The sequence below is a fragment of the Halogeometricum borinquense DSM 11551 genome (genome assembly GCF_000172995.2).
Taxonomy (GTDB): Archaea; Halobacteriota; Halobacteria; order Halobacteriales; family Haloferacaceae; genus Halogeometricum; species Halogeometricum borinquense.
In genome coordinates this window covers 304,577-330,109 of the sequence record NC_014729.1, presented here as the reverse complement: position 1 = coordinate 330,109, position 25,533 = coordinate 304,577, and the positions used below count along the sequence as shown (strand labels likewise).

Here is a 25,533-nt window from a genome sequence, read left to right as displayed (position 1 = left end):
GGGAGTCAGCAGCCGAAGAGTATCAAGCGTCGTGAACCGACGCCGCGGCTTCCGACACTCGCTCTGCCGAAAGATCAGCGAGCGAAATGCGCCGAGCGCCGGTTTCGGATTCGAGAATGTCAGTCAACCCGGTACCGTCGTCTCCGGCATCGACGAGGACCACCGACGCGTCGCTGGTTGCGAGGTGTCGCGCCGCCGACCGCGTCGCTGCGGTCGGACTGCCGTCAGCGACGTTCGCGCGACCGTCGGTTACGACGACAACGAGAGACGAGTCCGCATCGGCGCGCGTGACGAGTCGGTGCGCGGCGTCCAATCCGGAGGGAAGCGGCGTTCGGTCGCCCGCAGGGAGTTGCTTCAGGTGGCGCGCCGCGAGCGACACGCTGTCAGTCGGTGGGAGGACGACTTCGGCCTCGTCACCGGCGACTGCGACGAACGCGACTTCATCTCGCTGTTGGTAGGCGTCTTCGAGAAGCGACATGACGGTGCCTTTCGTCTCGCGCATCGCGGGGCGCATCGAGGCGCTCGCGTCCACGACGAACACGATGAGCGTTCGGGCAGTACCGCGGTTGACGGACGTTCTGAGATCGCTCCGGTCGATTTGGGTTCGGCCGTTGGACGCCGCCGCCCGGACCGAGGCCGGAACGTCAATGTCGTCGGTGTTCGTCGCCGGTTCGGTTCGGACCCGTGATCCACGTCCGTGGCGCGACTCACCTACGGTAGCCCGCGTCCCTTCGCCGGGCGTCTCCGAGCGGAGTGCCGTGTCATCCACCGGCGGTTCGTCGGCCGCACCGACCGCCGCGCGCTGCTGTCCGGGCAGAAGCGGCGTCGCTTCGTCCGGGTTGCCGTCCTCGTCGCCACCGTCCCCTTCGTCGTCGCTGCTGCCGTCTTCGTCCGGCGAGTCGCCGCGCTGGTCGTCGTCAGCGGCTGTTTCCGCCTCGCTCTCCTCGGCCGTCCGTTCATCGTCCGACGAGCCAGTTCGGTCGGGGCGTTGCGACCCATCGGAGTCGTCGTCAGCAGCGCCGGATTCGTCACCGTCGCCGGTATCGGAGTCGGTGCCGTCCGCGTCGGAAGCGTCCGTGTCGCCTCCCGTTTCGCCGTCAGCACTGTCCTCGCCGTCACCGGGTTCGTCGTCGCCAGTATCGGCGTCATCTCCCGTTTCACCGTCACCGGATTCACCCGAATCAGACTCATCCTCGAAGTGGTCGTCGAGAACGTCGTCGGTGTCAGGTGCGTCGTCGAACGGGCGGCTTCGAAGCCGATGGGGAAGCGCGAGTTCGGCGGCGTCACGAACGTCGCCGCCGATGACTTTGGTTCGGCCGTCGAGCGCCGCGAGCGTTCGCGCCGTCCGGGCGATGGCGATATCGGCACGGTGACCCTCAACACCCGCGTCGAGACAGAGTTCCGCGATTTCGACCTTGAAATCGGTCGGGAGAGTAACGCGTTCCAACCGGTTATGGGCCGTTCGTACGTCCTGTTCGAGCGTCGCCACCGCGTCGTCATATTGGTCGGCGGCCAGTCCCGCCTCGTTGCTCACGCCGTCGGTATCCCCACCGTCGGTATTTCGGGCGTCGTGACTGCCGTCGAGCGCGCGGTCGATGATCGTCACGCGGTCCTCGACGGAGCGGCACCCGGTGACGGTCGCTTGGAGCGCAAAGCGGTCTCGAAGTTGCGGACGAAGGTCGCCTTCCTCGGGGTTCATCGTCCCGATGAGCGTGAACTCGGCGGGATGCTCGACACTCACACCGTCACGTTCGACGCGATTGACGCCGCTGGCCGCGGCGTCCAATAACAGATCAACGAGATGGTCCTCCAACAGATTGACCTCGTCAACGTAGAGAATACCGCGGTTCGCGCGAGCGAGAAGACCGGGGTCGAACGACGCGTCACCGGCGAGCGCGTCCGAGACAGACAGCGTTCCCGCCACACGGTCGCGGGTCGCTCCGAGCGGAAGGGTGACGAGCGGAACCGGGCGCGTCTCCACGTCGTAGTCGTCACGCTCCCGGCAGGAGTCACACTGCCGCGTCGGGTCGTCCGGCGGACAGCCGTACGGACACGCCGCGACCACCGTCTGTTCGGGAAGCAGGTCGGTGAGTGCCCGCACGGCAGTCGATTTCGCCGTTCCCTTCTCGCCGCGGACGAGGAGTCCGTCGATCTGTTCGTTGACGCCAACGGCCAACAGCGCCCGCTTTAACTCCTCTTGTCCGACGATTGCCGGGAACGGCAGTGTCTCTGCAGACATGAGATATGAAATCATACTTGTAGTAGGACAATAATAATTTACCAAAAGATGCCAACAATCGGCCTGTACACGGCGACTGAGAACGAGTTGGGGGCAGTCCAGCAAGCCGCACAGCGACTCGACGGAATCGATTTCGTCGTCCGGTCGTCGGGCGACCTCGATGAGGTGACCGACGTCGATGCGTTCATCGACGAGGTGGAGTCGGCGACGGCGGTCGTACTCTGGTTACACGGGGACGAGGACAGCATGCCCGGATACGACCACGCCGTCGAACGGCTCTCCGAGGCTGGCGTTCCGCTCGTCGTCAAGTCCACGGGCGACGCCTTCGCACTTCGAGATACGAGCGTCTCCGACGCCGACCGAGAGCGGGCAGTCGAGTATCTCGAACGCGGCGGCGTCGTGAACATCGAGAACCTCTGTCGGTTTCTCGCCGCCGAGTACGACGACTTCGACACGGACGTTGAAGACCCGGTCAGTCTCCCGACGGAAGGCGTGTACCACCCGGATTACCCCGGCATCGAGTACGAAGAGTTACGCGAAACGTTCGACCCCGACGACCCGACAGTCGGCGTCTGGTTCTACGAGTCACACTGGACGCACGCGAACACGCGGTACGTCGATGCGCTGGTACGCCGATTAGAATCTCTCGGCGTGAACGTCCTCCCTGCGTTCTGTAACCCTGCGACCGACGAAGAGGGACAGGAAAACGCCGAATGGGTCGCCCGAAACTGGTTCTCAGACGACGACGGTCCGATTGTTGACGCTGTGGTGAGTTCGTTCATGTTCTCGCTCTCGATGAGCGAGCGGGGGCGGGACGCGGCCGATGAAGGTGACGACGCGGAGGATGTCTTCCTCACCGAACTCGGCGTACCGGTCCTACAGGCGATTACGACGATGCGCTCTCGGTCGCGGTACGAAGGGAGCGATACCGGCGTCATGGGCTTCGAACTCGCCCTGTCGGTCGCTCTCCCCGAGTTCGACGGGAACGTCATCACGCATCCGATCAGCGGGAAAGAGCGGATGGAAGACGAAGCGGGCGTCGGCAGCGCGCCGAAGCAACACTTCCCAATCGAAGACCGTATCGACCACGTCGCTCGACTCGCGGTCAACTGGGCGAATCTGCGATATCTGCCGAACGACGAGAAAAAGGTCGCCGTCGTCCTCCACAACTACCCGCCGAGCGACGACGGCATCGGCACGGCGTTCGGACTCGATACGCCAGCCAGCACGGTCAACCTCCTGCACGAACTCGACAGTCGCGGCTACACCGTTGGCGACCCGCCGACGGACGGACAGTCGCTCATCGACGACCTCACCTCGCAGCTAACGCTTGACGACCGCTGGGTCGCCCCCGAGGACGTACGCGACCTCAGCGTCGATGTCGTCTCACCCGACCAGTACGAAGACTGGTTCGAGGCGACCGACGAGCGGTTCCAAGACCACCTGATCGAGGAGTGGGGTGAACCGCCGGAACGACCCTTTGCGATTCCCGGCGTTGAATTCGAGAACGTCCTCGTCACCGTCCAACCGCCGCGCGGATTCGGGATGGACCCCTCGAAAGTCTACCACGACTCGGACCTCCAACCGCCGCACGACTACCTCGCCTTCTACGCGTGGATGCGGGAAGAGTTCGACGCCGACGCTGTCGTCCATCTCGGCACCCACGGGAGCCTCGAATGGCTTCCGGGCAAGACCGTCGGCTTGAACGCCGAGAGCGCGCCGGACCAGCTAGTCGGCGACCTGCCGAACGTCTATCCGTACATCGTCAACAACCCCGGCGAGGGCACACAGGCCAAACGGCGGTCGTACGCGGCTATCGTCGATTACCTCACGCCGGTCATGCGAACCGCCGGGACGTACGACGACCTTTCGGACCTCGAAGAACTCGCCCGAGAGTACCGCGAAGCGGGTATGGACGAGGCGCGACCGGACCGCGGCGAACACCTCCGCGAACTCGTCTTGGAAGCGGTCGATGATCTCGACCTCGCAGTCGAACTCGGATTCGAGGATCTCGACGACGTTCACGATTTGGAGACGACAGAGTTCGACGAACTCGTCGAGCGAATCCACGAGTACCTGACCGACGTGAAGACGACGCAGATTCGGATGGGTCTGCACACGATGAGCGAACCACCGGCGGACGACCGCCTCGTGGAGTACCTCGTCGCCCTCACCAGACTTCCGAACGCCGACACGCCGAGTCTTCGAGAGAGCGTCGCGGGCGTCATGGGCGTCGATTACGACCGAATGCGTGACGAACCGGGAGCTTACGACGAAGCACTCGGAATGTACCTTTCGGAGGCCGCAGACCACGTCTACGACCAGTGCGTGGAGTTGGTCGAAACCCTCGCGGAACACGACTTCGACGTACCCGAATCGGAGGTCGAAGCCGACGCCGACGACGAGGTGAACATGAACCTCCTCGTCGTGGATATCGACCAATTGGGCGACGCGAAAGCAAAGCGCGGCGCACACGATGACCTCCGCGAAGTGCTGGCGTTCATCTGCGAGGAAGCCGCTCCGCGCGTTGCTGCTGCTGCCGACGAGATTCCGCAAACTGCGGACGCACTCGACGGCGAGTACGTCCGACCGGGCGGAAGCGGCGCACCGACCCGCGGCGGGGTAGACCTGCTCCCGACGGGCCGGAACTTCTACACGCTCGATCCTCGCAAAGTGCCCGCAAAGCCGGCGTGGGACGTTGGCAAACGCGTCGCTGAAGGCGTTCTTGAACGGCACTACGACGACCACGACGAGTACCCAGAGGAGTTCGGTGTCGTCGCGTGGGGAACACCGACCGTTCGAACGCGCGGCGAGACGATTGCGCAGGTACTCGCGTTCATGGGTGTGGAACCGGTCTGGACCGACGCGGGCCGCATCGACGACGTGGAGCCGATTCCGCTCGATGAACTCGGTCGTCCCCGCGTTGACGTGACGACGCGCGTCTCGGGGCTGTTCCGCGACGCGTTCCCGCAAGCGGCGAGCGTCATCAACGACGCCGTCGATGCGGTGGTCGATCTGGACGAACCGCACGACATGAACTACGTCAAAAAGCACGTCGAGGAGGACACTGCGGAGTTAGAAGACGACGGCGTTGACGAAGGCGACGCCGAAAAACTCGCCAAACACCGCGTGTTCACGACGACGCCCGGCGGCTACGGCGCGGGAACCAACAAGGCCGTCGATGAGGGCGAGTGGGACGACCGCAGCGACCTCGCAGACGTGTACGTCCAGTGGGGTGGCTACGCCCTCGGGAGTCGCGGTCGCGTGACCGAAGCCCACGACGCGTTCGAACGACGCCTGAGCGGCGTCGAAGCGACGGTGAAAATCGAAGACACAGCCGAGCAGGACGAGTTCGACTCCTCGGACTGGTACGCCTTCCACGGCGGGTTCGTCTCCGCCGTCGGCGAGATTTCCGGCAGCGATCCGGCGTCGTACGTCGGCGACTCAAGCGATCCGGACAACCCTCAGATCTACACCAACGAGGAGAAGGTTCGCAAGGCGATGCGCGCTCGCGTCCTCAACCCAGATTGGCTCGACAGCATGGAAGAACACGGCTACAAAGGCGCGGGCGACCTCTCGACGACGGTCGATGTCACACTCGGTTGGGACGCAACGACCGGTGTCATCAGCGACACGCTCTGGGAGAACCTCGCCGACGCCTACGCCTTCGACGAGTCACGCCAAGAGTGGATGCGTGACGTGAACCCGTGGGCGCTCGAAAGCATCACGGCGACGTTCTTAGAGGCCATCGACCGCGGTCTGTGGGACGCCGATGACGACATCGAAGAACAGTTGCGGGATATCAACCTCTCGGTCGAGGGCGACCTCGAAGCGAACACGACCACCGTCACACAGTCCAATGACTGAAAAAGAAGACTACGCAGACCTCGGTGCAACGACGCAAGAAGCGATGGAAATCGCGGAGACGAGCATGGACATCGTCCGGACGTTCGTCCCCGACGAGACGCTGAACGACCGACTGCGACAGAAGGCAGTTCACTCGACCGGCGACATCGAGTTCCAGCATCTCATCCGGTGTCAGAACAACCCGGCCGTCGCCGGCGCACGTGCCGTCCTCGACGAACAGCCTATCGTGACGGATATCACGATGGCGAAAGCCGGAATCACCGGTCGCGGGCACGACTGCCCGGTCAAAAAGGCAATCGGCAACGGTGCCGAACTCGCCGCCGAGACCGGAATGACCCGAACCGCGGCGTCGGTACTCGAACTGGACAAACAGGGAGTCTACGACGGCGCTATCGCGGTTGTCGGCAACGCCCCGACCGGCGCGCTAGCGCTTGCCGACTGCATCGAGGACGGAACCCGACCGGCGGCAATCGTCGCCACGCCGGTCGGCTTCGTCAAAGCCGAGGAGAGTCGCAAGCGTGTCCGCGACATTGCCGACGAGTACGACATCCCCGCCGTAACGAACGTCGGAAAACGCGGCGGAAGCGGGCTTGCGGCGGCGCTCACGAACGAGTTGATTCACGTCGCAAGCGACGTGCGCGACGGCGACGTGGACCTCTCGGATCATGAGTGAAGACGACCCGTACGACCTCGATTCGGGGCCGGATCCGGCAACGTTCGCGGCCGCAGAGCCTGAGCCACCCATCGAGGAGGCCAACAACCCAGTCTACGGCGTCGGCATCGGGCCCGGGAATCTGGAGTATCTGACGCCGCGCGGGCTGCGAGCCATTCAAGAAGCGGATGTCGTCGTCGGCTTCCAGACGGTCGTCGATTTCGTCGCCGACGAGACGGACGCCGACCTGCTCACCTGCGGCTACGCGGACGAGGCCGATGCGCTGAACGAGTTTGCCGAACGCGTCGCAGACGGCGAGCGCGGGACGGCGGTACTGATGGGCGACCCGAACCACTCTGGGTATCAGTTCCTCGGAAAGGTCCAGCAGGTCGTCGAGCGACCGGTCAAGGCGATTCCGGGAATTTCCTCGCTACAGATCGCCGCGAGTCGCGCGCGGACGCCGATGGAAGACACACGATTCGTCACACTTCACAAGAGCGGCTCGCTCGATGCCGATCTCGACCGTCTGACCGAAGTAGTTGGTGAACGACATCTGTTAGTTCTGCCGCGGCCGTTCGACTGGATGCCCGGCGATATCGCCAAACTGCTGCTCGAATCGGGTGCTGACAGGTCGCTGGAAGCGCTCGTTCTCGAACGGTTGACGCACGACGACGAACAGATCACGCGGACGACGCTCGGCGAACTGCGCGAATCGGCGGGCGGAAGCGGACCCGAATCGACGCCGTACTCGGATCTCTCGGTGCTCGCTGTTCGCGCACCCGTCACACTGGAGGACGACTAATGGACGGATTCGTTCTTGCGGGGACGAAGTCCGGCGTCGGAAAGACCGTCGCAACGCTGGCTATCGTACAAGCGCTTCAGGACGACGGCTACACCGTCCAGCCTGCGAAAGCCGGCCCCGACTTCATCGATCCGAGTCATCACGAACGCGTTGCGGGACGCCCTTCGCGGACGCTTGACCTGTGGCTCGAAGGCGATGACGGCGTTCGGCGCAACTACCACCGCGGCGACGGCGACATCTGCGTCGTCGAAGGCGTGATGGGGCTGTACGACGGCGACTGCTCCAGTACCGCCATGGTCGCTGACGCGCTCGACGTGCCAGTCGTGCTGGTCGTCGATGCGAAAGCCGGCATGGAGAGCGTCGCCGCGACGGCCCACGGCTTCCGCGAGTACGCGTCGCACGCCGGACGCGACATCGACGTGGCCGGGATCATCGCACAGCGGGCGCACGGCGGCCGGCACGAGGACGGCATCAAAGAGGCGCTTCCGGACGGGATGGCGTACTTCGGGCGTATCCCACCGCGGTCGAATCTCGAAATTCCGGACCGACATCTCGGCCTCCACATGGGCGAGGAGTCGCCGCTCGAACCGGACGCGCTCTCGGAAGCGGCAGAGACGATTCGGACCGACCGATTGGTGGATGCCGCGCGCGAGCCACCGCGCCCGGCGCAGCGCGAGGCAGACAAGCGGACAGAGACCGGGTCGCGCGTCGCCGTCGCCAGCGACGCCGCGTTCTGCTTCGCCTATCCGGCGACTATCGAGCGACTTCGAGAGCGGGCGGAGGTGGTGACGTTCTCTCCGATTGCCGGTGACAACCTCCCGGACTGCGACGGCGTCTACCTACCCGGTGGCTATCCGGAACTCCACGGCTCGGAACTAGAAGGAAGCCCGACGCTCGACGACATCGCCGCTCGCGCCGCGGACGGACTGCCAGTGATAGGCGAGTGCGGCGGACTGATGGCGCTCACCGAATCGTTGACGACTGACGAGGGAACGTACGAGATGGCCGGCGTGCTCCCAGCGGACGTACAGATGTGCGACCGCTATCAGGCGCTCGATCACGTCGAACTCCGCGCGAAGACGGACACGCTCACCGCAAGCCAAGGTGACCGCCTCAGAGGACACGAGTTCCACTACTCCAGCGCCGATGTCGCGTCGGACGCGCGGTTCGCGTTCGACGTCGTCAGAGGGAGCGGCATTCAGGACAGTTCCGACGGGTTGACCGAATACCGGACGCTCGGAACCTACTGTCACCTCCACGCGGAGAGCGGAGCGTTCGATGCGTTCACTGCGAATCTGTGACAAAAAGCTGAATCGGAAAAACCCCCGTACGGAACGGGTGCCCCTGACATCGGCAGTAGCTCAGAAGGACGTATAAAATAGGGCGTTGTCGCCTTCCGAAACATCGCAATCGAATCTGCTCGAAGCGTTTGACCACACGAGCGCTGGACGGCATTATAATTAGGCCCGCCTAAAACCAGTGTAGTTATATTGTTTTAGGTGAGCCTAATTCGTATGGCGAAAAACGACACGGAATGCGGAAAATCGACACGGAGAGAGTGGATAACGTACGGTGGTGCAGTCCTCGCAGGGGGATTACTAGCGGGGTGTACGGGCGAATCGGAGGGTAACACGTCGCCCACAGCAGACACGGAAACGGAGACGGCCGAGGAAAGCGGTTCGTACACGGTTTCGATGGAACCGGTCGGAGAACTCACGTTCGAGTCGGTCCCTGATCGGTGGGTCGCATACGACGGCGGCTACGCCGACATGGGCGTCGCACTCGGTAAGACGGACGGAATGACGGGGATCGGCGGATCGGACCGATACTACACCGACGTGTACGACGAGTTACCCGGGGTGAGCGTCGAGCGAGAGACGCTCGAAGCGAACGATTTGGGTGACGCGGACATGTCGAAGGAGGTGTTCTACGAACTCGACAACGACGTTCACCTGATGGACCCGCAGATGCTCGTCAACTGGTTCGGCTGGAGCGAAACGGACGTTGACGAGATAGCGACGAACGTGGGTCCGTTCTTCGGCAATCTCATCTTCCGTCGAGAGGACAAGTGGCACGACTACCGATATTACACGCTCTATGAGGCGTTCGAGAAGGTCGCCCAACTCTTTCAGGAAGAAGAGCGGTTCAACGCGTTCCAGTCGCTTCACGACGAGTTCATCGCAGAGATTCAGCGACAGCTTCCGCCGGCAGACGAGCGGCCAAACGTACTGTTAGTCTACGAGGGAAGCGACGAGCCGGAGACGTTCTCGCCGTACCGTCTCAACGACAGAGGGACGAGCAAAAAGCAGTGGCGTGACCTCGGCGTCAGCGATGCACTGTCCGGAACGGGAATCCACGGAATCAGTACGACCGACCGCGGGCGCATCGATTACGAGACGATGCTCGAAATCGACCCCGACGTGATCATGCTGCGCGCCCACGAGCGAAAGTCCGCGACCGAGTTCCGCGAGACGGTTCTCGAATTCATGCGAGACCATCCCGTCGGGAGCGAACTGACAGCCGTGCAGAACGGCCGCGTCTACCGCGGCGGGTATCTCTATCAAGGGCCGATTCACAACCTGTTCCTGACCGAGCGAGGCGCGAAACAGTTGTACCCCGATGTCTTCGGAGACGTAACCAGCGACGAGAAGTTGTTCGACCGCCAGCGAGTCGCGGACATCGTAACGGGCGAGTTCTGACGCCGGCCGGGTGATACGACCCATAGAATGCCCGAAGCTTGATACGACCCCTCTCGGTACGAACACACATGCCGAACTCCCGACTCCGGCGGAACGGATGGGCGACTGTCGGTCTCGGTCTATCCATCGCGTTCGCCGTCGGCGCGTTCGTCTACTTCGCACTCGCCGGGTCGCCGCTACGCGGCGCGGCGTTGGGTGTGTTGGTCGCTGCGGCCGGCGTCTGGGAGTACCGACGGAAGATACAGGACACCGTCGTCGCAGAATCGTACGAATCCGAGGCCGAAGCGCAAACACGCAAAAACCGGCGGTAACAGCTACACGTCCGCTTTTTCGACAGCATCGACAACGACGAACTGGCCGCTGTCCGGTGGTTTGATACGTGACTGTTAGGTATTCTCCTGCATGGATGGTGAGCGCGACGAGCCAATAGCGGCCATGGAGTGGTTACTCGACCGCTTCGAGGGCGACGACGACGTTGCCTACGCCGAAGTGGGGGCACTTTCGCAGACGAAGACGGATCTGGTGCTGACTGAGAACGGTCCGCGCGACGAACTCTCGTTCGACGAAACGGGGGTCTGGTGTCGCGTCTTCGCCGACGGGGCCGCCGATTATCGGTACACGACGAGCCTAGACGAGGAGACGCTGGCGGACGTCGCGGACAGAGCGGTTCGCGGTGGAGAGTTCCTTGCGCAGGACGACTCCGCTCGATACGACCGGCTGACCACGCACCAAGCCGTTCACGACGGATGGGCTAGCGGTCGAATCGACGACGTGGCGCTAGAGACGAAACGCTCGACATTGGAGTCCGGTCTCGCCGCGGTAGCCGACGCCGTCGAACGCTGTTGGATCAACTACGACGACGCGCATATCGACTCGACAGCGGCGACGACGACCGGAAGCACTGTCCGGACGACACTTGATCGCGCGAACGTGACGGTAACGCTCTCGGTTCGGGACGGGCCGACGGTCCGTCGCCACGCTGGTTCGACCCGCGGCGCGGTGTTCCTTGAGGAACTCGCGGACGTGTTTGCGGACGCCGCCGCGGACGTGCGGACGTTGGCGAACGCTGAGACGGCAGCCGCTCCGACCGGCGAGACGACGGTTGCGCTGACGCCGCGGGCGGCCGGGCAGTTGTTCGCGTTCGCCGCGCGCTATCTCGAAGCCGACACCCACTATATGGGGTTGAGTCCGTACGACGTGGGTGATGAGTTCGGCCCCGACTCGCTCTCCGTCGCGGATACGGTCCACGCGGGGTCGTGGGCCGCCCGCGCCTACGATGCTGAACTCCGGCCGACGACGCCGGTACAGTTGATCGAAGGCGGGACCGTAACGCGACTCCTCCACAACACCGCGAGCGCGGCCGAAGACGATGCGTTTCCGGCCGGGCACGCGGTTCACAGTCTCGGGTTCGACCAACCGCCGCGCATCCACGCCCGGCATCTCGACGTTGCACCCGGTGACGCAAACCGCGCTACCCTCCGCGCCGGTGCCGACGTTCTGGTCGAACGGTTCGACGACCCGTGGCTTCGAGACGAGTTCGAGCGCGTCCAGCGGTCCGGCGTCATGCCCGCAAGCGCCCTCTACGCGAAGGATATCGACCGTAAAACGGAGGACAGAACTGCCTGCGGACAGGCGACGTTCCCTATCGCGGAAGGCTACCGACTACGGGACGGTGAACGCGACGGCCGCGTCGCAGGCGTGTCGCTGGCGTACGGTCCCGAAACGCTCCGCTCGATTACGGCCATCGGCGCGGTGCGCGGAACGCTCACCGGCGTAGACGAGAAACACAAATCGCGCGTTCCATACGCAGTGACTGCGCCGGGAGTCCGACTGCGGGCGACACTTCAAAAAGAATGAAACGTTTGTCAGTCGTCCGCGGGCGTCGATTCCGAGCCAGTGTCCACATTCGAGGTGGGACCGCTCTTGAACGCCGCGGCCGGGTCGGTGCCGTGAAGGTCCTCGTATAGATGGCAGGCCACCGCTCGTTCACCCTCGATGTCGGATTTCTCTTCTAAGGGCGGGACGACTTCGTCGCAAACGTCGCCGATGTACTCCGGACACCGCGATTTGAACCGACATCCCGACGGGATGTCGATCACGTCGCCGACCTCGCCTTGGAGTTCGACGCGTTCGCGGCCGACGCTCGGCTCTGGAACTGGGACAGCGTTAATGAGCGACTGCGTGTACGGGTGCTTCGGATTCTCGATGATCTGATCGGTCGGTCCCTTCTCGACAATCTTCCCCATATACATGATGGCGAGGCGGTCGCACATATGTCTGAGAAGCGAGAGGTCGTGGCTGATGTAGACGACAGAGAGGCCGAACTCCTCGGTCATGCGCTCAAGAAGCGACAGCACGCCCGCCCGAAGACTTACGTCAAGCATCGACACGGGTTCGTCGGCGACGATGAAATCCGGGTCGAGAACGAGGGCGCGAGCGATAGCGACGCGCTGGCGTTGTCCGCCGGAGAGTTCGTGCGGGTACTGGTCGAAATACTGTTCGGCCGGGAGCAGTTCGGCGAACTCCAAAGCGCGTTGCACCCGCGCCGTCTCATTAGCGATGTTGTGGATGCGGAGCGGTTCGGCCACGGTGTCGTACACCGTCATCCGCGGGTTCAGGCTCTCGAACGGGTCTTGGAAGATCATCTGAGCGTTTTGTCGGAACTGCTTGAGTTCGGCGTCCGTTGCGTCGCCCAAACTCTTGCCGTTGTAGTAGATATCGCCGTCGGTGGCGTCGTGGAGTTTCACGAGCGACATCCCCGTCGTCGTCTTCCCGCACCCGGACTCACCGGCCAGTCCAAGTGTCTCGCCCCGCCGCAGGTCGAAACTCACGCCATCCACAGCGTGGACGTAATCGGGGTCATCGCCGGAAACGGACTGTAGAATGCTCGCTATCCACCCTTCGTCCACTTTGAAGTGCTTGTGCAGGTTTTCGACGTGCAACAGCACGTCGTCGTCTTTTGTCGGGACATCGTCGGGAGAGGCATCGATTGCCATCGTCAGTCACCGCCCGCCTGTTGGGCCGCCTCGGTCTGATTCCACGTCTCCGAACGGTCGGCGTGCGGGCGCAGTTCCGTGTCGATATCCTCGGCGTAATGGCAGTACGACCGCAAACCATTGATACGGTGTGCCTTTGGTTCTTCCTCGCGGCACCGATCCGTCGCCATCGGACACCGCGCCGCGAACCGACACCCCGTCGGCGGATCCACGAGTTCCGGCGGGTATCCCTTGATTGAGAGGAGGTCCTGTTCCGGTTGGCGTATATTCGGGAACGCCCGCTTCAGCCCGATGGTGTAAGGGTGGTACGGTTGGTTGAATATCTCTTCGACCGGACCCTCTTCAGCCACTTTCCCCGCGTACATCACGAGGACGCGGTCGCACGTCTCGGCGACGACGCTCACGTCGTGCGTGATGACCAGCATCGAGGACTGAATCTCGTCTTGGATCTGACTAATACGCTTGAGAATCTGGTCTTGCATGATGACATCCAGCGCCGTCGTCGGTTCGTCCGCGAGGATGAGCGACGGTTCGAGGGCGAGCGCCATCGCTATCATCGCGCGCTGGCGCATGCCGCCGGAGAACTGGTGTGGGTAGTCGTCGGCGCGATCCGGGTCCAGTCCGACGAGTTCGAACATCTCGGTGACGATTTCCGTGGATTCGACCCGTCCGGTGCCCGGTCGGTGCGTCTCTATCGCCTCGACGATTTGCTCGCGGATGGTGTACACCGGATCCAACGAGTTCATCGCCGACTGGGCAATCATCGAGATTTCTTCCCACTTGAGACGCCGACGCTCCGAGTCGGACATCTCGGTGAGGTCGTCGCCCTTAAACTCGATGCGTCCGGCGTTGACGTAGCCTTCGTTCGGAAGGATGCCGATGAGGGCCTTTGCGAGCGTCGTTTTTCCGCATCCGGACTCACCGACGATGCCGAGATTCTCTCCCGCTTCGAGCGAGAAGGAGACGCCATCGACGGCTTGGGCCGGTCCCTCGTCCGTTTCGTAATACACTTCGAGGTCTTCGACTTCGAGTAGGCTCATTGTAGCTTGGGATTGGTGATTTCTTCGTAACCGCGACCGATGAGGAAGCCGCTAATGACGAGGAGGCCGATGCAGACGCCCGGCGGAACGAACCACCACCACGCGCCGAACGAGAGCGCAGAGTACGCCCGCGCGGCCTGCAACATCGTCCCCCACGACACGGTGTTCGGATCTCCGAGGCCGATGAACGAGACGCCCGCTTCGGTGAGAATCGCCCACGCGATGGCGAACGAACCGTAAAGGAACGACATCGGCAGCACGTTCGGCGCCAAGTGCCGACTGATGATGTGCCAGTCGCTGGCCCCGGCCACCTGCGCCGCCTTGACGAACGGCCGTTCGCGTAACGAGAGTGCTTGCGACCGGATGACGCGGGCCGTCGCGCGCCACTGCAGGATGATGACGGCGAGGATGATGTTCCAGAGGTTCGGTCCCAACAGGGCGACCAAGATGATGACCGTCGGCAACAACGGCATCCCGTACAGGAAGTCCACGAGACGCATCAGGGCGTCGTCCACGGCCCCGCCGTAATAGCCTGCGACGAGTCCGACCATCGTGCCGATTCCGGCAGTGAACACTGCGGCGATGAGGCCGACCAACAGCGCGGCCCGCGTGCCGAAGATGAGTTGGCTGAAGATGTCGAACCCCTGTGCGGTCGTGCCGAGGATGTACTCGCTGTTACCGCCGAGAATCGACGGTTCGGCCCATTTTGCGATGAGTATCTCATCGGCCGTCTGGTACTGCCGCTCTAACGGCGGATTCGGTGCGATATACGGGGCGAGTATCGCCACGAGGACGAAAAACGCCACCATCAGCATCGACAGTTTGACCGACAACTCGTCGGTCAAAAGCGTCCACTGCCGCTTGAGCGTCTCCTGCCAGAGCCGGGCGGTGCGTGCCCACTTGTTGATCTCCTCGTTGGAACTGACCTCCTCGATGTCGGCGAACACCGACGAGCGTGTAGATTCTTCTTGTGCCATTGTTCAGTCGTAGGTCACCCGGGGGTCGAGGTAGCCGTACGCCAAGTCCGCGACGAAATTCAGGAGGATGATGGTCGCGGCGAGGACCATGAACGTCCCCTGTGCGACGGGGAAATCCCGGCGCAGGACCGCTCGCACCATCTCCCGACCGATACCGGGCCACGCGAACACCGTCTCGATGAGGACGCTCCCGCCGACGGCGTAGCCGAGGGCGATAGCCGCCGCCGTGACAATCGGCAGGAGGGCGTTCCGCGCGGCGTGTTTGAACATGATCGTTCGCTCTTTCAGGCCCTTGGCGCGACAGACATCGATGAAGTCCTCCGAGAGCACTTCGAGCATGCTCGACCGCATGATGAGCAACGGATAGCCCATGAAGTAGTACGCCAACACCAACGCTGGTGCGACGAGATGTTTCAGGAAATCCACCGAGAGGACCATCGTCAAGAAGTTCTCGTGTTCGACGCCCGGGCTTGTCATCCCGGCCATCGGGATGAGATTGAACATCGAACCGAACACCCAAAGAACCATCAGGCCGACCCAGAAGCTCGGGACACTGCGCGCGAGTAGTGCCGTGATGACCGTGCTCCGCTCGAACCGCGATCCGCGGTACCATCCGGATAACACGCCAAGTGTGATGCCGAAGGCGTACGCGATAACGAATGCCGTCAGCATCAATACGAGCGTGTTCGGTAGATACGTCAAGATGACATCCTCGACCGGGGCGTTCGAGTGGAACGACTGGCCGAAGTCGAGCGTGATCGCATTCTGCAGGAATTTGACGTACTGGACGTGCATCGGTTCGTCGAGACCGTAGCTCTCGATGATCTGTCGCCGCGCCTCCGGCGTCATCTGCGGTGAGATGACGAACGACGTTGGATTGCCGGGCATCAGCCTGAACAAGAAGAACAGGACTGTCCCGACAGCCCAGAACGTCGCAACAAGTTGCAGCGAACGTCTGATTACGAAACTCGCTTTTCCCATACTGTGTCTTTTTTACGTGTCGTTTGTTGCTGTGAAATTCCGAATCGGGCGCTGTCCCCCGATTTAGTCGTCTGCGGGTGTTTGGAGCATCCCGTCGTCCGTCCAACTGTATCCCGCCTCTTTGAGTCGGCTTCGCGCCTTCTCTTTGCTCTCCTCGTACCGAGTCACTTCCTCGGTGTGGAGCGGCCCGAACGCCGGTGAGACGATATCGAATCCCTTCTGCGGGAAGTCGAACAGAATCTGCTTGACGATGGGCGTCCGCGGGATGGCGTTAACCGCTGCCTTCCGGAGGACGGGGTCATCGAGGCCGGTTTGCCGTTCGTTCGGCGTGAAGTGCCAGAACGTCGTGGCCGGTTCGAACTTCGTTCCGATGGCCTCGTGGTCCTGATTCTCGTTGAGCGACCGGTCGATGCGGCCGAACGGTTCGTAGTTGAGCTCGCCGTTTTTGAGCAGTTCCCAGACCGTCGAAGCCTCCGGAATGATGCGCCAGTACCGCTGTTCGAAATCGACTGGAGCGAAGTGATCCGCGAACTTCTTGAGGCCGAACTCGGTCCCTTTATTCCAGTAGTCGAACATCAGCGGGCCGCTCCCGACGGGTTCTTCGACGTTCGCCTGACTCGGGTTCGACCGACGCTCCCACTTGTGCTTCGGGAGGATCGGAATCTGTGTCCCGACCAGCGTGTGGAACGGGCCGAGTGCCTGCGACATATTGATGCGGACCGTACTGTCGTCTACGGCCTCCGCGCTGTCGATATACTGCGTCTGTACGGAGTACAGCGGCACCTCGTTCTCGGCGATGTAGTTGTACGTGAACGCCACGTCCTCCGTGGTCAGATCCTCGCCGTCGTGCCAGGCGTGGTCAGTCCGAATGGTGTACTCCATCGTCGTCTCGTCCACGCGGGTCCAGTCGGTGGCGAGACTCACGTCAGCGTTGAGTTTCCCCTCGTTGTCGAGGCGGACGAGAGTGTCGTACATCATCGTAAACTGGTAGGTGTGTTTGCTCTCGTCGTTGTGTCCGAGGACGTTCATCGTTGAGAGCGTCTCCGGCCAGTACCCCTTCAGCTGAGTCTCGCCGTTTTTCATCTCCAGATTAACCATCGTCCAGTAGGAGTTGAACCCGAGCGAGAGCTCGGACTGCCAGTTGCCGACCTGATTTTTGTTGTAGATGGCCGCTGCTGGCATGTGGGTGATAGGCATCTGGGGAACGTCGTCCATCAGGGTCTTCTGTGCCTCGTGGACCATGTCAACCCGTTTCGCCTCGTCGGGTTCGCTCATGTACCCATCGAGCAGTTCGTCTACGTCCGGATTCTCGTAGCCAGCGTAGTTGCCGTCACCCTTGCCAGTGTTCGACGAGTGCATCGTCGAACTCAACTCCAACACCGGGTCGATAGTGAAGAACGTGTGCCACGTGGAGAAACTGTAGTCGTACTCGACGGAGACTCTGTTGTACAGCGTCCCCCACTCCAGCACGTCCACCTCGACGTCCAACCCGATGTCGTTCAGTTGCCGTGCGATGAGATTTATCGCATCGTGTCTCGGTGGGTTGTAACTCTGTGAGTTATTGACGTACGTGTAGGTCGGCAACCGCTCGCCCGACCCACCCGATTCGCCCGACGTTTCACCATCCGAGCTATCGCCCGTGCTGCCACCATCGGTCTCTTCAGGGGTCGAATCACCACCGGAGCAGCCAGCTAACGCAGTCATCCCCGCGAGACCGCCCGCTGTTGTTGCTTTGAGAAAACGCCGACGCCGTACATTCTCGTTATCACCTACCATGGCGTAGGTTATCGTCAACCAGACTATAAAATTCTTTCCTACCGGTAGGGTAGATTGGTACGATTGTCGGAGGGATTTTCAAACAATTCTCCGACAGTATCTGAATTTATGACACAGATTTTTGCTTCATTGCCAGTTATTCGTTCGTTTCGTCACGGTGAACTGAACGCTATTGATAAATAGAATCACACAACTGCCAATTGGCAAACTCCCAAACGGCATCGTTGTGACGCGTACCAAAACACAGTCGGATGAAGCCTCCGCGCAGACTGAGACGATTTCAATGGCCGGATGCCGCGCCGGACGACGACCCTTTACGGTGGGCGCGCGAACGGACGTGCAGTGGATTCTAACGACGTTCACCGACGGTGGACGGCGCGTTCTGGTGCGTACTCGCCGGAGTACTACGCCTATTACGGGCCAAACGAGACGAGCGAGTTACTCAAAGAGACAATTTCACAGCACGCAGAGCCTGACGCCGCCATTCTGGAACTCGGCTGTAGTTCCGGGCGGCACCTCGCGCATCTGTTCGACCACGGCTACGAGAACGTCTCAGGCGTTGAGATAAACGCCGAAGCGTTCGACGTAATGGACGAGGAGTATCCCGAACTTTCCGACGCGGGAACGTTCTACCACGACGCGATCGAGTCCGTTGTCCGCAAGTTCGAAGACGATGCCTTCGACGTTGTGTACTCGGTTGAGACGCTGCAGCACCTCCACCCCGACGCCGAGTGGGTGTTCGACGAACTGGCGCGCATCACCGAGACACTGCTCATTACTGTCGAAAACGAGGGTGAACACTCGGATGCGGGTGGGACAGCGGACGACGAACCGAGTGTCAACTACGTAGACGGCGAGGTCCCACTCTACTACCGCGACTGGAACGCCGTCTTTACTGACGTCGGCCTTACTGAGATCGAATCAAAATCGATGGACCGCGACATGTTCCGGTCGTTCACGCCGACGTAATGGGACTCATCGAGTCGTTGAAAACGACTGTGCGCTGAGGGAACACGCATCACCAATGGCTTAAACGTGCGACGCTTGTAGTACACACATGAGCGAAGAATCAAGTGGGCGTCGGAACCTCCGAATGCCCAGCGACGACGAACTGTTCGCGGTAGTGACACAACATAACGGTGGAAACCACGTTCGAGTCCGCTGTCAGGACGGCAAAGAGCGTATGGGCCGCATTCCCGGCCGCATGAAGTACCGCACGTGGATCAACGAGGGCGACGTGGTTCTCGTCGAACCGTGGGACTGGCAAGATGAGAAAGCGAACATCGAATGGCGATACAGCGAACAGGACGCAGAACAACTCCGCGCGGAAGGCCACATCGACTGATGTCTCTCTCCCGATCTCGGGAGATTTCGACTACTCTCTACCTCTGAGAAGGACAGTTGCAACTGTCCCCTAGTGTGCACTGCTCCGGTCGATTAGTCACCGGAATAGGCAACCCATGCGTACGAGCGGCGGGTCTCGGCACTCGGATCACTCGGGCGAAACGACCGTCGTCTCTTCGTCAGCGTGTGCGACCTCAATCGAATGCCGTGTGTGACGGGCATGGGTTTTCGCCCACCGCTGCGCCGCACTCGCAGCGAGGAACTCCTCTCCCTCGGGACAGTGCCGGCACGAGACAATCCACGGTGAGATACCATCCGGAAAGTGACCCGTGTGACGCATATGATCGAGCGCAAACTGCTCGAAGGACTGATTCCCGACCTCCAAATCGTCAAGTTCGTACGAGAGATCCCACTCGCGGTCGCACCGCGAACAAGTGACGGACGGCGTATCGTCAATGTCGTGCGAGTGCGTCTGGTCGATGTCGTCGGTACGGTCGGACACGCGACGGGTTACGGACGCCAGCCTCTTTTATCTGACACTCTTGTGCCCCCATCCGCCGGGTTTCACCCCGATTCGAGTTTCACGCACCGAACGCTGTTACAACTGGCCAGCCGATTCCTCGAACACTGAGCGGTCGGATGAAGCGGGAAGCCGAGAAGAACGCGAAAGGTCGTGCGATCCGACCGCACAACTCCGAAGGATTTGGCCCGCTCACCGTCGTGAAAATAGATAATGACTGGCGATGTACCGGATGGTCTTCGGGAGATGCCACCAAGTTCGAAACTCGTCTACAAGGTTCTGGAACACGACGGCCCGCTAACGCAACGACAGTTGGCTGACCACTCACTCTTGCCCACACGAACAGTCCGCTACGCGCTCGATAGACTCGAAGAAGAGGGGATTGTCAAAGAGAAACTCTACATCCAAGACGCACGAAAGCGTCTCTACCACCTCTCTGAAGACGAACGAGTACCGAATACCAACCCGATTCCGAACTGACTCGGTTAGCGCTCCTTCTCGAAACCGTGATCACATTCTAACTGTTATCTAACTGCACGTACACCCTGTTTTCCCTCAAGTACGGCGTACGCATCCAGATTCGACACATCGCCGGTAACGACGGCGCCGTCGCATTCAACCCACGCGTGCGCCTCGAATACTCCCGATTTCCGCATCACACCGAAGCGAATGTCGGCATCGACGCCGAACTGCTCGTACAGCACGTGCGCGACGAGCGCAACACGGAGGCAGGTGAGTTTTCCGGCCAACGGCCACGGGGCGGCGTGCGCTGTCATCTCTACCGTCCGACCGATATCTGGTATCGACGTTCGATCCGCTGTCCGACTACCCGATACCACCGTGAGAAACACCCCAGCGAGCATCGAGAGAACCCTCCGAAGGCGTTCGACCGACCACCCAACGGCGAGTCCGAGATGTGCGACGACTAACAGCGCCGCCGAGACGACCGCGAGAATCCGCTGAGACGGGACGGAATGTCCGATTCGGCGAGTCACGACGACACCCCCCACGTGACGAACACCGACCACTGGCTGCTGAGACTCAACTCGAAACGAGACATATCAGTCGAAACGAGACGACAAAAGATAGTTATGGGTCGTGTATCGTGGGCGAATCGAACGCCCAACGGAAGCCTGCTGCGTCGAATTCTGCGTGTTTCAGTACCGCGAGGGCATGTACGCGAATCCGACGAGGAAGACTATTGCCAACAGCGAGAGGATGCTGACACCCCACAGCCCGCTCTCGCGCGTGTGGAAGGTCTCAATCTCCTCTTGCTGTGTGCGGTAACTCTCGTAATCCTGTGTCAGTTTCATCGTTTCGTTGTCTGGGAAGTGAGCGAGGTACTTCTGCTCCCCAAGCGTTACGTTCCCCTCATTGGCAACGTCGATGGAATTCGTTCGCGGTGCAGTCCACGAGATTTCGACTGCTTCGGTCGTCACGGCCCCGACAGTCGTTTCGTTGCCGTTGTATTCGAAGGTGTTGCCTTCGCTGTACGTTTGCGACTGCGGTTCGGGGAAGTATTCGCTCGCCGGGACGAGTCGTTCACTGCCGTTCTCCTGGAGAACAACCTGTTGCTTCCCGTTGTGCGTAACCATCTCGTTGCTGGCGTTCGGGTCTTGCTTCAGGATGGTCGTCTCGTTGATGTCCTCTCGGAGCGTGAACTCAGTCTCGTTCTCCTCGCCCGATACGAGGACGGTCCACTCGGTGTCGTCGATGGTCACCGTCGAGTTGTTCTCCCACGTTTCGGTGTACCGGGCGGACTGGTTCGTGTACTGAAGCGCACCGGAACGTACCAGTGTGCTCCCGCCACCGTGGCCGCCGGACTCGACTTCGGCCGTGATCTCTGTCACGCTGTACGTCTGTGATCCAACCTCGAACGAATCACCGCTCGAAAGGTCGTAGGCCGGGTTCTGGAACTCAATGTGCGGCGCTTCCGCCGTTGCGACGAGCGAGTACGAGGCCGCACCGATGACTATGAAGAGCGCGACGTAGATAGCCGCGGCGCGTCGTTGCATAGTTCGAGCAAGGGATAGATGGCGTATAACGGTTATCGTTTCGTCAGGCGGTCAGTGGTGTACCCGTCGAAGGCAGTACCCGCGCGCGTACCGTCGAAAAGTAAGTCACACCCCGGGTTTGAAGCTCGAGATCTGCCTTGAGTTCGAATCCGAAGCTACCTCTCAAAATGGTTTCGCTCGAATAGAAAAGCCAAGGGCCGGATTTGAACCGGCGGAGATTCGCTCTGCAGGCGAACGCGTTAGGCCGAACTCTGCCACCTTGGCGCGGTTTTCTGTAGTTGTGTCTTGCGCTTAAGCCTAGCGGTCTGCGACTTCGACGTCGGTGATCGAGTGAGATGGCTGTCGCTGGCTCTCGCTGCGTCTATGCGTCCGTTCGAAATGAAAAACGCCCACACGGGCCGACCCGTGTGGGCGTTGTAGTATGAGTAGGAGGCGGCGAGATAATGTTTCCAGAGGTTCGCACACTCCAGTACTTGTTATCACGCTGGCGAGCTTAACTTCCGTGTTCGGGATGGGTACGGGTGTTGCCTCACCGCTGTGGCCGCCTTAACGCCAACCGATGGAATCGAACCATCGTTCAAACACCAGTCGTTGGTGGTTCGATACCGTATGTATGCGTGCAATCCAGTTAACGCCTGAACCCGTTCATCCGAAACCAGCGGACTGGTCCGATGAACGTATGAATGTGGCTTTGGACTGTTAGTGCTCGTGGACTGAATGCCTCGTTGCCTCGGCACGTACATCCCAAGTCTATCGAACTTGTCTTCTACAAGTGTCCTCGGTGGTACTTCTTTTCCAGGTGGGTTTCGAGCTTAGATGCGTTCAGCTCTTACCCCGTGTCGCGTAGCTACTCGGCATCTGCCCTTTCGGACAACCGATACACCAGCGGCGACCAATCGTAGTTCCTCTCGTACTATACGATCGTTCCCGTCAAGTACCGTAACACCCCCAATAGATAGCAGCCGACCTGTCTCACGACGGTCTAAACCCAGCTCACGACCTCCTTTAATAGGCGAACAACCTCACCCTTGCCTGCTTCTGCACAGGCAGGATGGAGGGAACCGACATCGAGGTAGCAAGCCACCGGGTCGATATGTGCTCTTGCCGGTGACGACTCTGTTATCCCTAAGGTAGCTTTTCTGTCATCTACGGGTCCCATGAATGAACCTCGTAGGTTCGCTAGACCACGCTTTCGCGTCAGCGTCACTCGTTGGGAATGACACTGTCAGACTTCCGTGTGCTCTTGCGCTCTTCCACGAGTTTCCGACTCGCGTGAGGAAATCTTTGGGCGCGCTCGATATCTTTTCGAGCGCGTACCGCCCCAGTCAAACTGCCCGGCTACCGGTGTCCTCCTCCCGGAGTGAGGGTCGCAGTCACTGACGGGTAGTATTTCAATGATGACTCGGTGGTCCGCTAGCGCGGATACCTGTGTAGTGTCTCCTACCTATGCTGCACATCAGCGACCACGTCCCAGCGACAGCCTGCAGTAAAGCTCTATAGGGTCTTCGCTTCCCCTTGGGGGTCTCCAGACTCCGCACTGGAACGTACAGTTCACCGGGCCCAACGTTGGGACAGTGGCGCTCTCATTGATCCATTCATGCAAGCCGCTACTGAAGCGGCAAGGTACTACGCTACCTTAAGAGGGTCATAGTTACCCCCGCCGTTGACAGGTCCTTCGTCCTCTTGTACGAGGTGTTCAGATACCTGCACTGGGCAGGATTCAGTGACCGTACGAGTCCTTGCGGATTTGCGGTCACCTATGTTGTTACTAGACAGTTGGAGCGCCCGAGTCACTGCGACCTGCTCGGTCAGGAGCAGGCATCCCTTATCGCGAACTTACGGGACTAACTTGCCGAATTCCCTAACGTCGGTTGATCCCGACAGACCTTGGCTTTCTCCGCCAGAGTACCTGTGTCGGATCTCGGTACGATCATCACGCTTGCCTTTTCACGGGCTCTAGGTACCTTCAACTTGCGCTGTCTCACGCTTCGTTCGCTTCGTGCCGTTACGGCTTCCACGAGCTTCCGTGATTCGACCGGGCGAAGGCCCGGCTTGAAGTTTCCCAAAGCGTCGGCTTTGAGTGGTGATGGTACTGGAATATTAACCAGTTTCCCGTTTGTCTCATTCGAGTTACGGTGAGACTTAGGATCGACTAACCCTCGGCTGATTGGCAGTGCCGAGGAACCCTTACTCGTAAGGTCGTCGGGGTTCGCACCCGACTCTCGCTGCTACTGTGACCAGGATTTTCGTTACTGAGCGGTCCACGCGAGCTCTCGCCCGAGCTTCCACCCGCACAGTATGCCAGCCTACTAGGTCAGGCGTATGGTGTCGCCTGCTGCCAGGTCTCGGTGGTGGATTTGAGCCCCGATCATTTTCGACGCCTCGAACCTCGGCCGGTAAGCTGTTACGCTTTTCTTAGAGGGTAGCTGCTTCTAAGCTCACCTCCCGGCTGTTTAGGGCTCGAGACAATCTTCGATCGCACTTAATCCACACTTGGGGACCTTAACCCGGCTCTGGGTTGTCTCCCTCACGGACCACAAGCTTACCCCGCAGTCCGGATTCCCAGCGTCTACGACGTCTGCAAGTTTGGAGTTCGACAGGAAGGCCGACTCCTCTCGGAGGCGGGTCTTCCAATCGGTCGCTCTACCTCGCAGACTATCTCGGCTGAGGTCATGCTTCGACATGTTTCGGCTGGAACCAGCTGTTGCCAGATTCGATGGGCCTTTCACCCCTACACACGGGTCACGGGAGGGTATTGTAAGACACCAACCCTAACAGACCTCCACGTGGCTTTCGCCACGCTTCGTCTTGCCCTCGTGTAGATCATCTGGTTTCGGGTCGCACCCACTTGACTCCCCGCGCTTGAACACGGCGGCCCTCGCAATGCTGCGGCCTTGTCGGTTTCCCTGCGCCTTCCCGGATGATCCGGTTAGACTCGCCAAGTAAGTGCACTCCCTGGTTCGTTTTTCAAAACGTACGACAGAACACCGGCTTCCTCGGATTCCTACTAGTGGGTCGCCCCACGGTCGTTTTTCCGAGGACCTTGTATGCCCTGTCGCTCTATCACTGACTGATTTCAGGCCCTATTGCACCGCCCTTTTCGGGGTGCTTTTCAGCGTTCGCTCGCGCTACTTGTTCGCTATCGGTCTCGAGGAGTGTTTAGTCTTCGCAGTCGATGCCTGCGAGATTCACGAGGGATATCCAACCCCCGCTACTCTGGAGCAATCTCGGGATCGCGTTCACACGATACGGGGTTGTCACCCTGTATCACGCTCCGTTCCAGGAGACTTCTCGTGTGTTGGTGATCCGTTGTAGATTGTCCGTACACCACATTTCCTTGCGGATTCGGTTTGGACTGTGTCGCGTTTACTCGCCGTTACTAACGACATCGCGGATTGCTTTTTGTTCCTGTTCCTACTGAGATGTTTCAATTCGGAACGTTCCCTATTGCGCGTTGGCAATTGTTGTAGGGATTCCCATTCGGAGATCCTGAGTTCTTAGCCTCCGTGCGGCTCCCTCAGGCTTTTCGCAGCTTGGCACGTCCTTCGTCGGCTCTCGAGCCGAGCCATTCACCAGCCAGTACAGTAGCCAGTTACAGTTGTTTCGGACGTCCACGTGTTCCCGG

19 protein-coding genes, 1 tRNA gene and 2 rRNA genes are annotated in these 25,533 nt (G+C 60.8%); 10 read left to right on the top strand and 12 right to left on the bottom strand.

Annotated features, from left to right (window positions below):
• Nucleotides 1-22: 22 nt before the first annotated feature.
• Entirely contained in the window at nt 23-2,239 is a 2,217-nt protein-coding gene (locus HBOR_RS01650) for an ATP-binding protein (RefSeq protein ID WP_006057138.1), read from the bottom strand.
• Nucleotides 2,240-2,287: 48 nt separating this feature from the next.
• On the opposite strand from HBOR_RS01650, the gene cobN reads away from it, so the two are divergent.
• From cobN to HBOR_RS01615, 7 genes are all read left to right on the top strand, one after another.
• Nucleotides 2,288-6,106, top strand: coding sequence for a cobaltochelatase subunit CobN (gene cobN / locus HBOR_RS01645; RefSeq protein WP_006057137.1), 3,819 nt, complete (start codon nt 2,288-2,290; stop codon nt 6,104-6,106).
• Nucleotides 6,099-6,779, top strand: coding sequence for a precorrin-8X methylmutase (locus HBOR_RS01640; RefSeq protein ID WP_006057136.1), 681 nt, complete (start codon nt 6,099-6,101; stop codon nt 6,777-6,779). Before cobN ends, HBOR_RS01640 begins: the two co-directional genes overlap by 8 nt.
• The gene (locus HBOR_RS01635) at nt 6,772-7,560 is read left to right on the top strand and encodes a cobalt-precorrin-7 (C(5))-methyltransferase (protein ID WP_006057135.1); all 789 of its coding nucleotides are present in this window, start codon (nt 6,772-6,774) and stop codon (nt 7,558-7,560) included. The genes HBOR_RS01640 and HBOR_RS01635 overlap by 8 nt, the downstream gene beginning before the upstream one ends.
• A complete protein-coding gene (locus HBOR_RS01630; protein WP_006057134.1) occupies nt 7,560-8,861 on the top strand; it encodes a cobyrinic acid a,c-diamide synthase in 1,302 nt (433 codons plus the stop codon). Before HBOR_RS01635 ends, HBOR_RS01630 begins: the two co-directional genes overlap by 1 nt.
• A gap of 213 nt (nt 8,862-9,074) precedes the next feature.
• Nucleotides 9,075-10,259 (top strand): ABC transporter substrate-binding protein, encoded by a 1,185-nt coding sequence (locus tag HBOR_RS01625; RefSeq protein ID WP_006057133.1) that lies wholly within the window; start codon nt 9,075-9,077, stop codon nt 10,257-10,259.
• Nucleotides 10,260-10,327: 68 nt separating this feature from the next.
• Nucleotides 10,328-10,570, top strand: a complete 243-nt coding sequence (locus HBOR_RS01620) for a hypothetical protein (protein ID WP_006057132.1) — start codon at nt 10,328-10,330, stop codon at nt 10,568-10,570.
• A gap of 91 nt (nt 10,571-10,661) precedes the next feature.
• A complete protein-coding gene (locus tag HBOR_RS01615; RefSeq protein WP_013440428.1) occupies nt 10,662-12,116 on the top strand; it encodes a metallopeptidase TldD-related protein in 1,455 nt (484 codons plus the stop codon).
• Nucleotides 12,117-12,124: 8 nt separating this feature from the next.
• Here the strand turns inward: HBOR_RS01615 and HBOR_RS01610 are convergent, their stop codons facing one another.
• The 5 genes from HBOR_RS01610 to HBOR_RS01590 form a co-directional block, all read right to left on the bottom strand.
• A complete protein-coding gene (locus tag HBOR_RS01610) occupies nt 12,125-13,255 on the bottom strand; it encodes an ABC transporter ATP-binding protein (protein WP_006057130.1) in 1,131 nt (376 codons plus the stop codon).
• Nucleotides 13,256-13,257: 2 nt separating this feature from the next.
• Nucleotides 13,258-14,295, bottom strand: coding sequence for an ABC transporter ATP-binding protein (locus HBOR_RS01605; RefSeq protein WP_006057129.1), 1,038 nt, complete (start codon nt 14,293-14,295; stop codon nt 13,258-13,260).
• The gene (locus tag HBOR_RS01600) at nt 14,292-15,272 is read right to left on the bottom strand and encodes an ABC transporter permease (protein ID WP_006057128.1); all 981 of its coding nucleotides are present in this window, start codon (nt 15,270-15,272) and stop codon (nt 14,292-14,294) included. Before HBOR_RS01600 ends, HBOR_RS01605 begins: the two co-directional genes overlap by 4 nt.
• A gap of 3 nt (nt 15,273-15,275) precedes the next feature.
• The gene (locus HBOR_RS01595; protein ID WP_006057127.1) at nt 15,276-16,253 is read right to left on the bottom strand and encodes an ABC transporter permease; all 978 of its coding nucleotides are present in this window, start codon (nt 16,251-16,253) and stop codon (nt 15,276-15,278) included.
• Nucleotides 16,254-16,316: 63 nt separating this feature from the next.
• Nucleotides 16,317-18,029 carry an ABC transporter substrate-binding protein gene (locus tag HBOR_RS01590; protein ID WP_013440427.1) on the bottom strand — a complete coding sequence of 571 codons (1,713 nt, stop codon included), beginning with the start codon at nt 18,027-18,029 and terminating at the stop codon, nt 16,317-16,319.
• A gap of 342 nt (nt 18,030-18,371) precedes the next feature.
• Between HBOR_RS01590 and HBOR_RS01585 the strand changes: the two genes are divergently transcribed.
• Both HBOR_RS01585 and eif1A read left to right on the top strand, forming a co-directional pair.
• Complete coding sequence (locus HBOR_RS01585; RefSeq protein WP_394295406.1) at nt 18,372-18,998, top strand: class I SAM-dependent methyltransferase; 627 nt, start codon at nt 18,372-18,374, stop codon at nt 18,996-18,998.
• 88 nt (nt 18,999-19,086) lie between these two features.
• The gene (gene eif1A, locus HBOR_RS01580) at nt 19,087-19,374 is read left to right on the top strand and encodes a translation initiation factor eIF-1A (RefSeq protein WP_006057124.1); all 288 of its coding nucleotides are present in this window, start codon (nt 19,087-19,089) and stop codon (nt 19,372-19,374) included.
• A 147-nt stretch (nt 19,375-19,521) separates the two neighbouring features.
• Here the strand turns inward: eif1A and HBOR_RS01575 are convergent, their stop codons facing one another.
• Complete coding sequence (locus HBOR_RS01575) at nt 19,522-19,875, bottom strand: hypothetical protein (protein WP_006057123.1); 354 nt, start codon at nt 19,873-19,875, stop codon at nt 19,522-19,524.
• 231 nt (nt 19,876-20,106) lie between these two features.
• Here HBOR_RS01575 and HBOR_RS01570 point away from each other — a divergent pair, with 231 nt between their 5' ends.
• Nucleotides 20,107-20,373 (top strand): winged helix-turn-helix domain-containing protein, encoded by a 267-nt coding sequence (locus HBOR_RS01570; RefSeq protein ID WP_006057122.1) that lies wholly within the window; start codon nt 20,107-20,109, stop codon nt 20,371-20,373.
• A 44-nt stretch (nt 20,374-20,417) separates the two neighbouring features.
• Here the strand turns inward: HBOR_RS01570 and HBOR_RS01565 are convergent, their stop codons facing one another.
• The 5 genes from HBOR_RS01565 to HBOR_RS01545 all read right to left on the bottom strand — a co-directional run bounded on the left by HBOR_RS01565 (nt 20,418) and on the right by HBOR_RS01545 (nt 25,505).
• Nucleotides 20,418-20,888 carry a lasso peptide biosynthesis B2 protein gene (locus HBOR_RS01565; RefSeq protein ID WP_241432438.1) on the bottom strand — a complete coding sequence of 157 codons (471 nt, stop codon included), beginning with the start codon at nt 20,886-20,888 and terminating at the stop codon, nt 20,418-20,420.
• Between the two features lie 162 nt (nt 20,889-21,050).
• The gene (locus tag HBOR_RS01560) at nt 21,051-21,908 is read right to left on the bottom strand and encodes a hypothetical protein (protein ID WP_006057120.1); all 858 of its coding nucleotides are present in this window, start codon (nt 21,906-21,908) and stop codon (nt 21,051-21,053) included.
• A gap of 188 nt (nt 21,909-22,096) precedes the next feature.
• A tRNA-Cys gene (locus HBOR_RS01555) sits at nt 22,097-22,172 on the bottom strand.
• A 163-nt stretch (nt 22,173-22,335) separates the two neighbouring features.
• Nucleotides 22,336-22,457 (bottom strand): 5S ribosomal RNA (rrf, locus tag HBOR_RS01550).
• 131 nt (nt 22,458-22,588) lie between these two features.
• A 23S ribosomal RNA gene (locus HBOR_RS01545) occupies nt 22,589-25,505 on the bottom strand.
• Between the last annotated feature and the right edge of the window lie 28 nt (nt 25,506-25,533).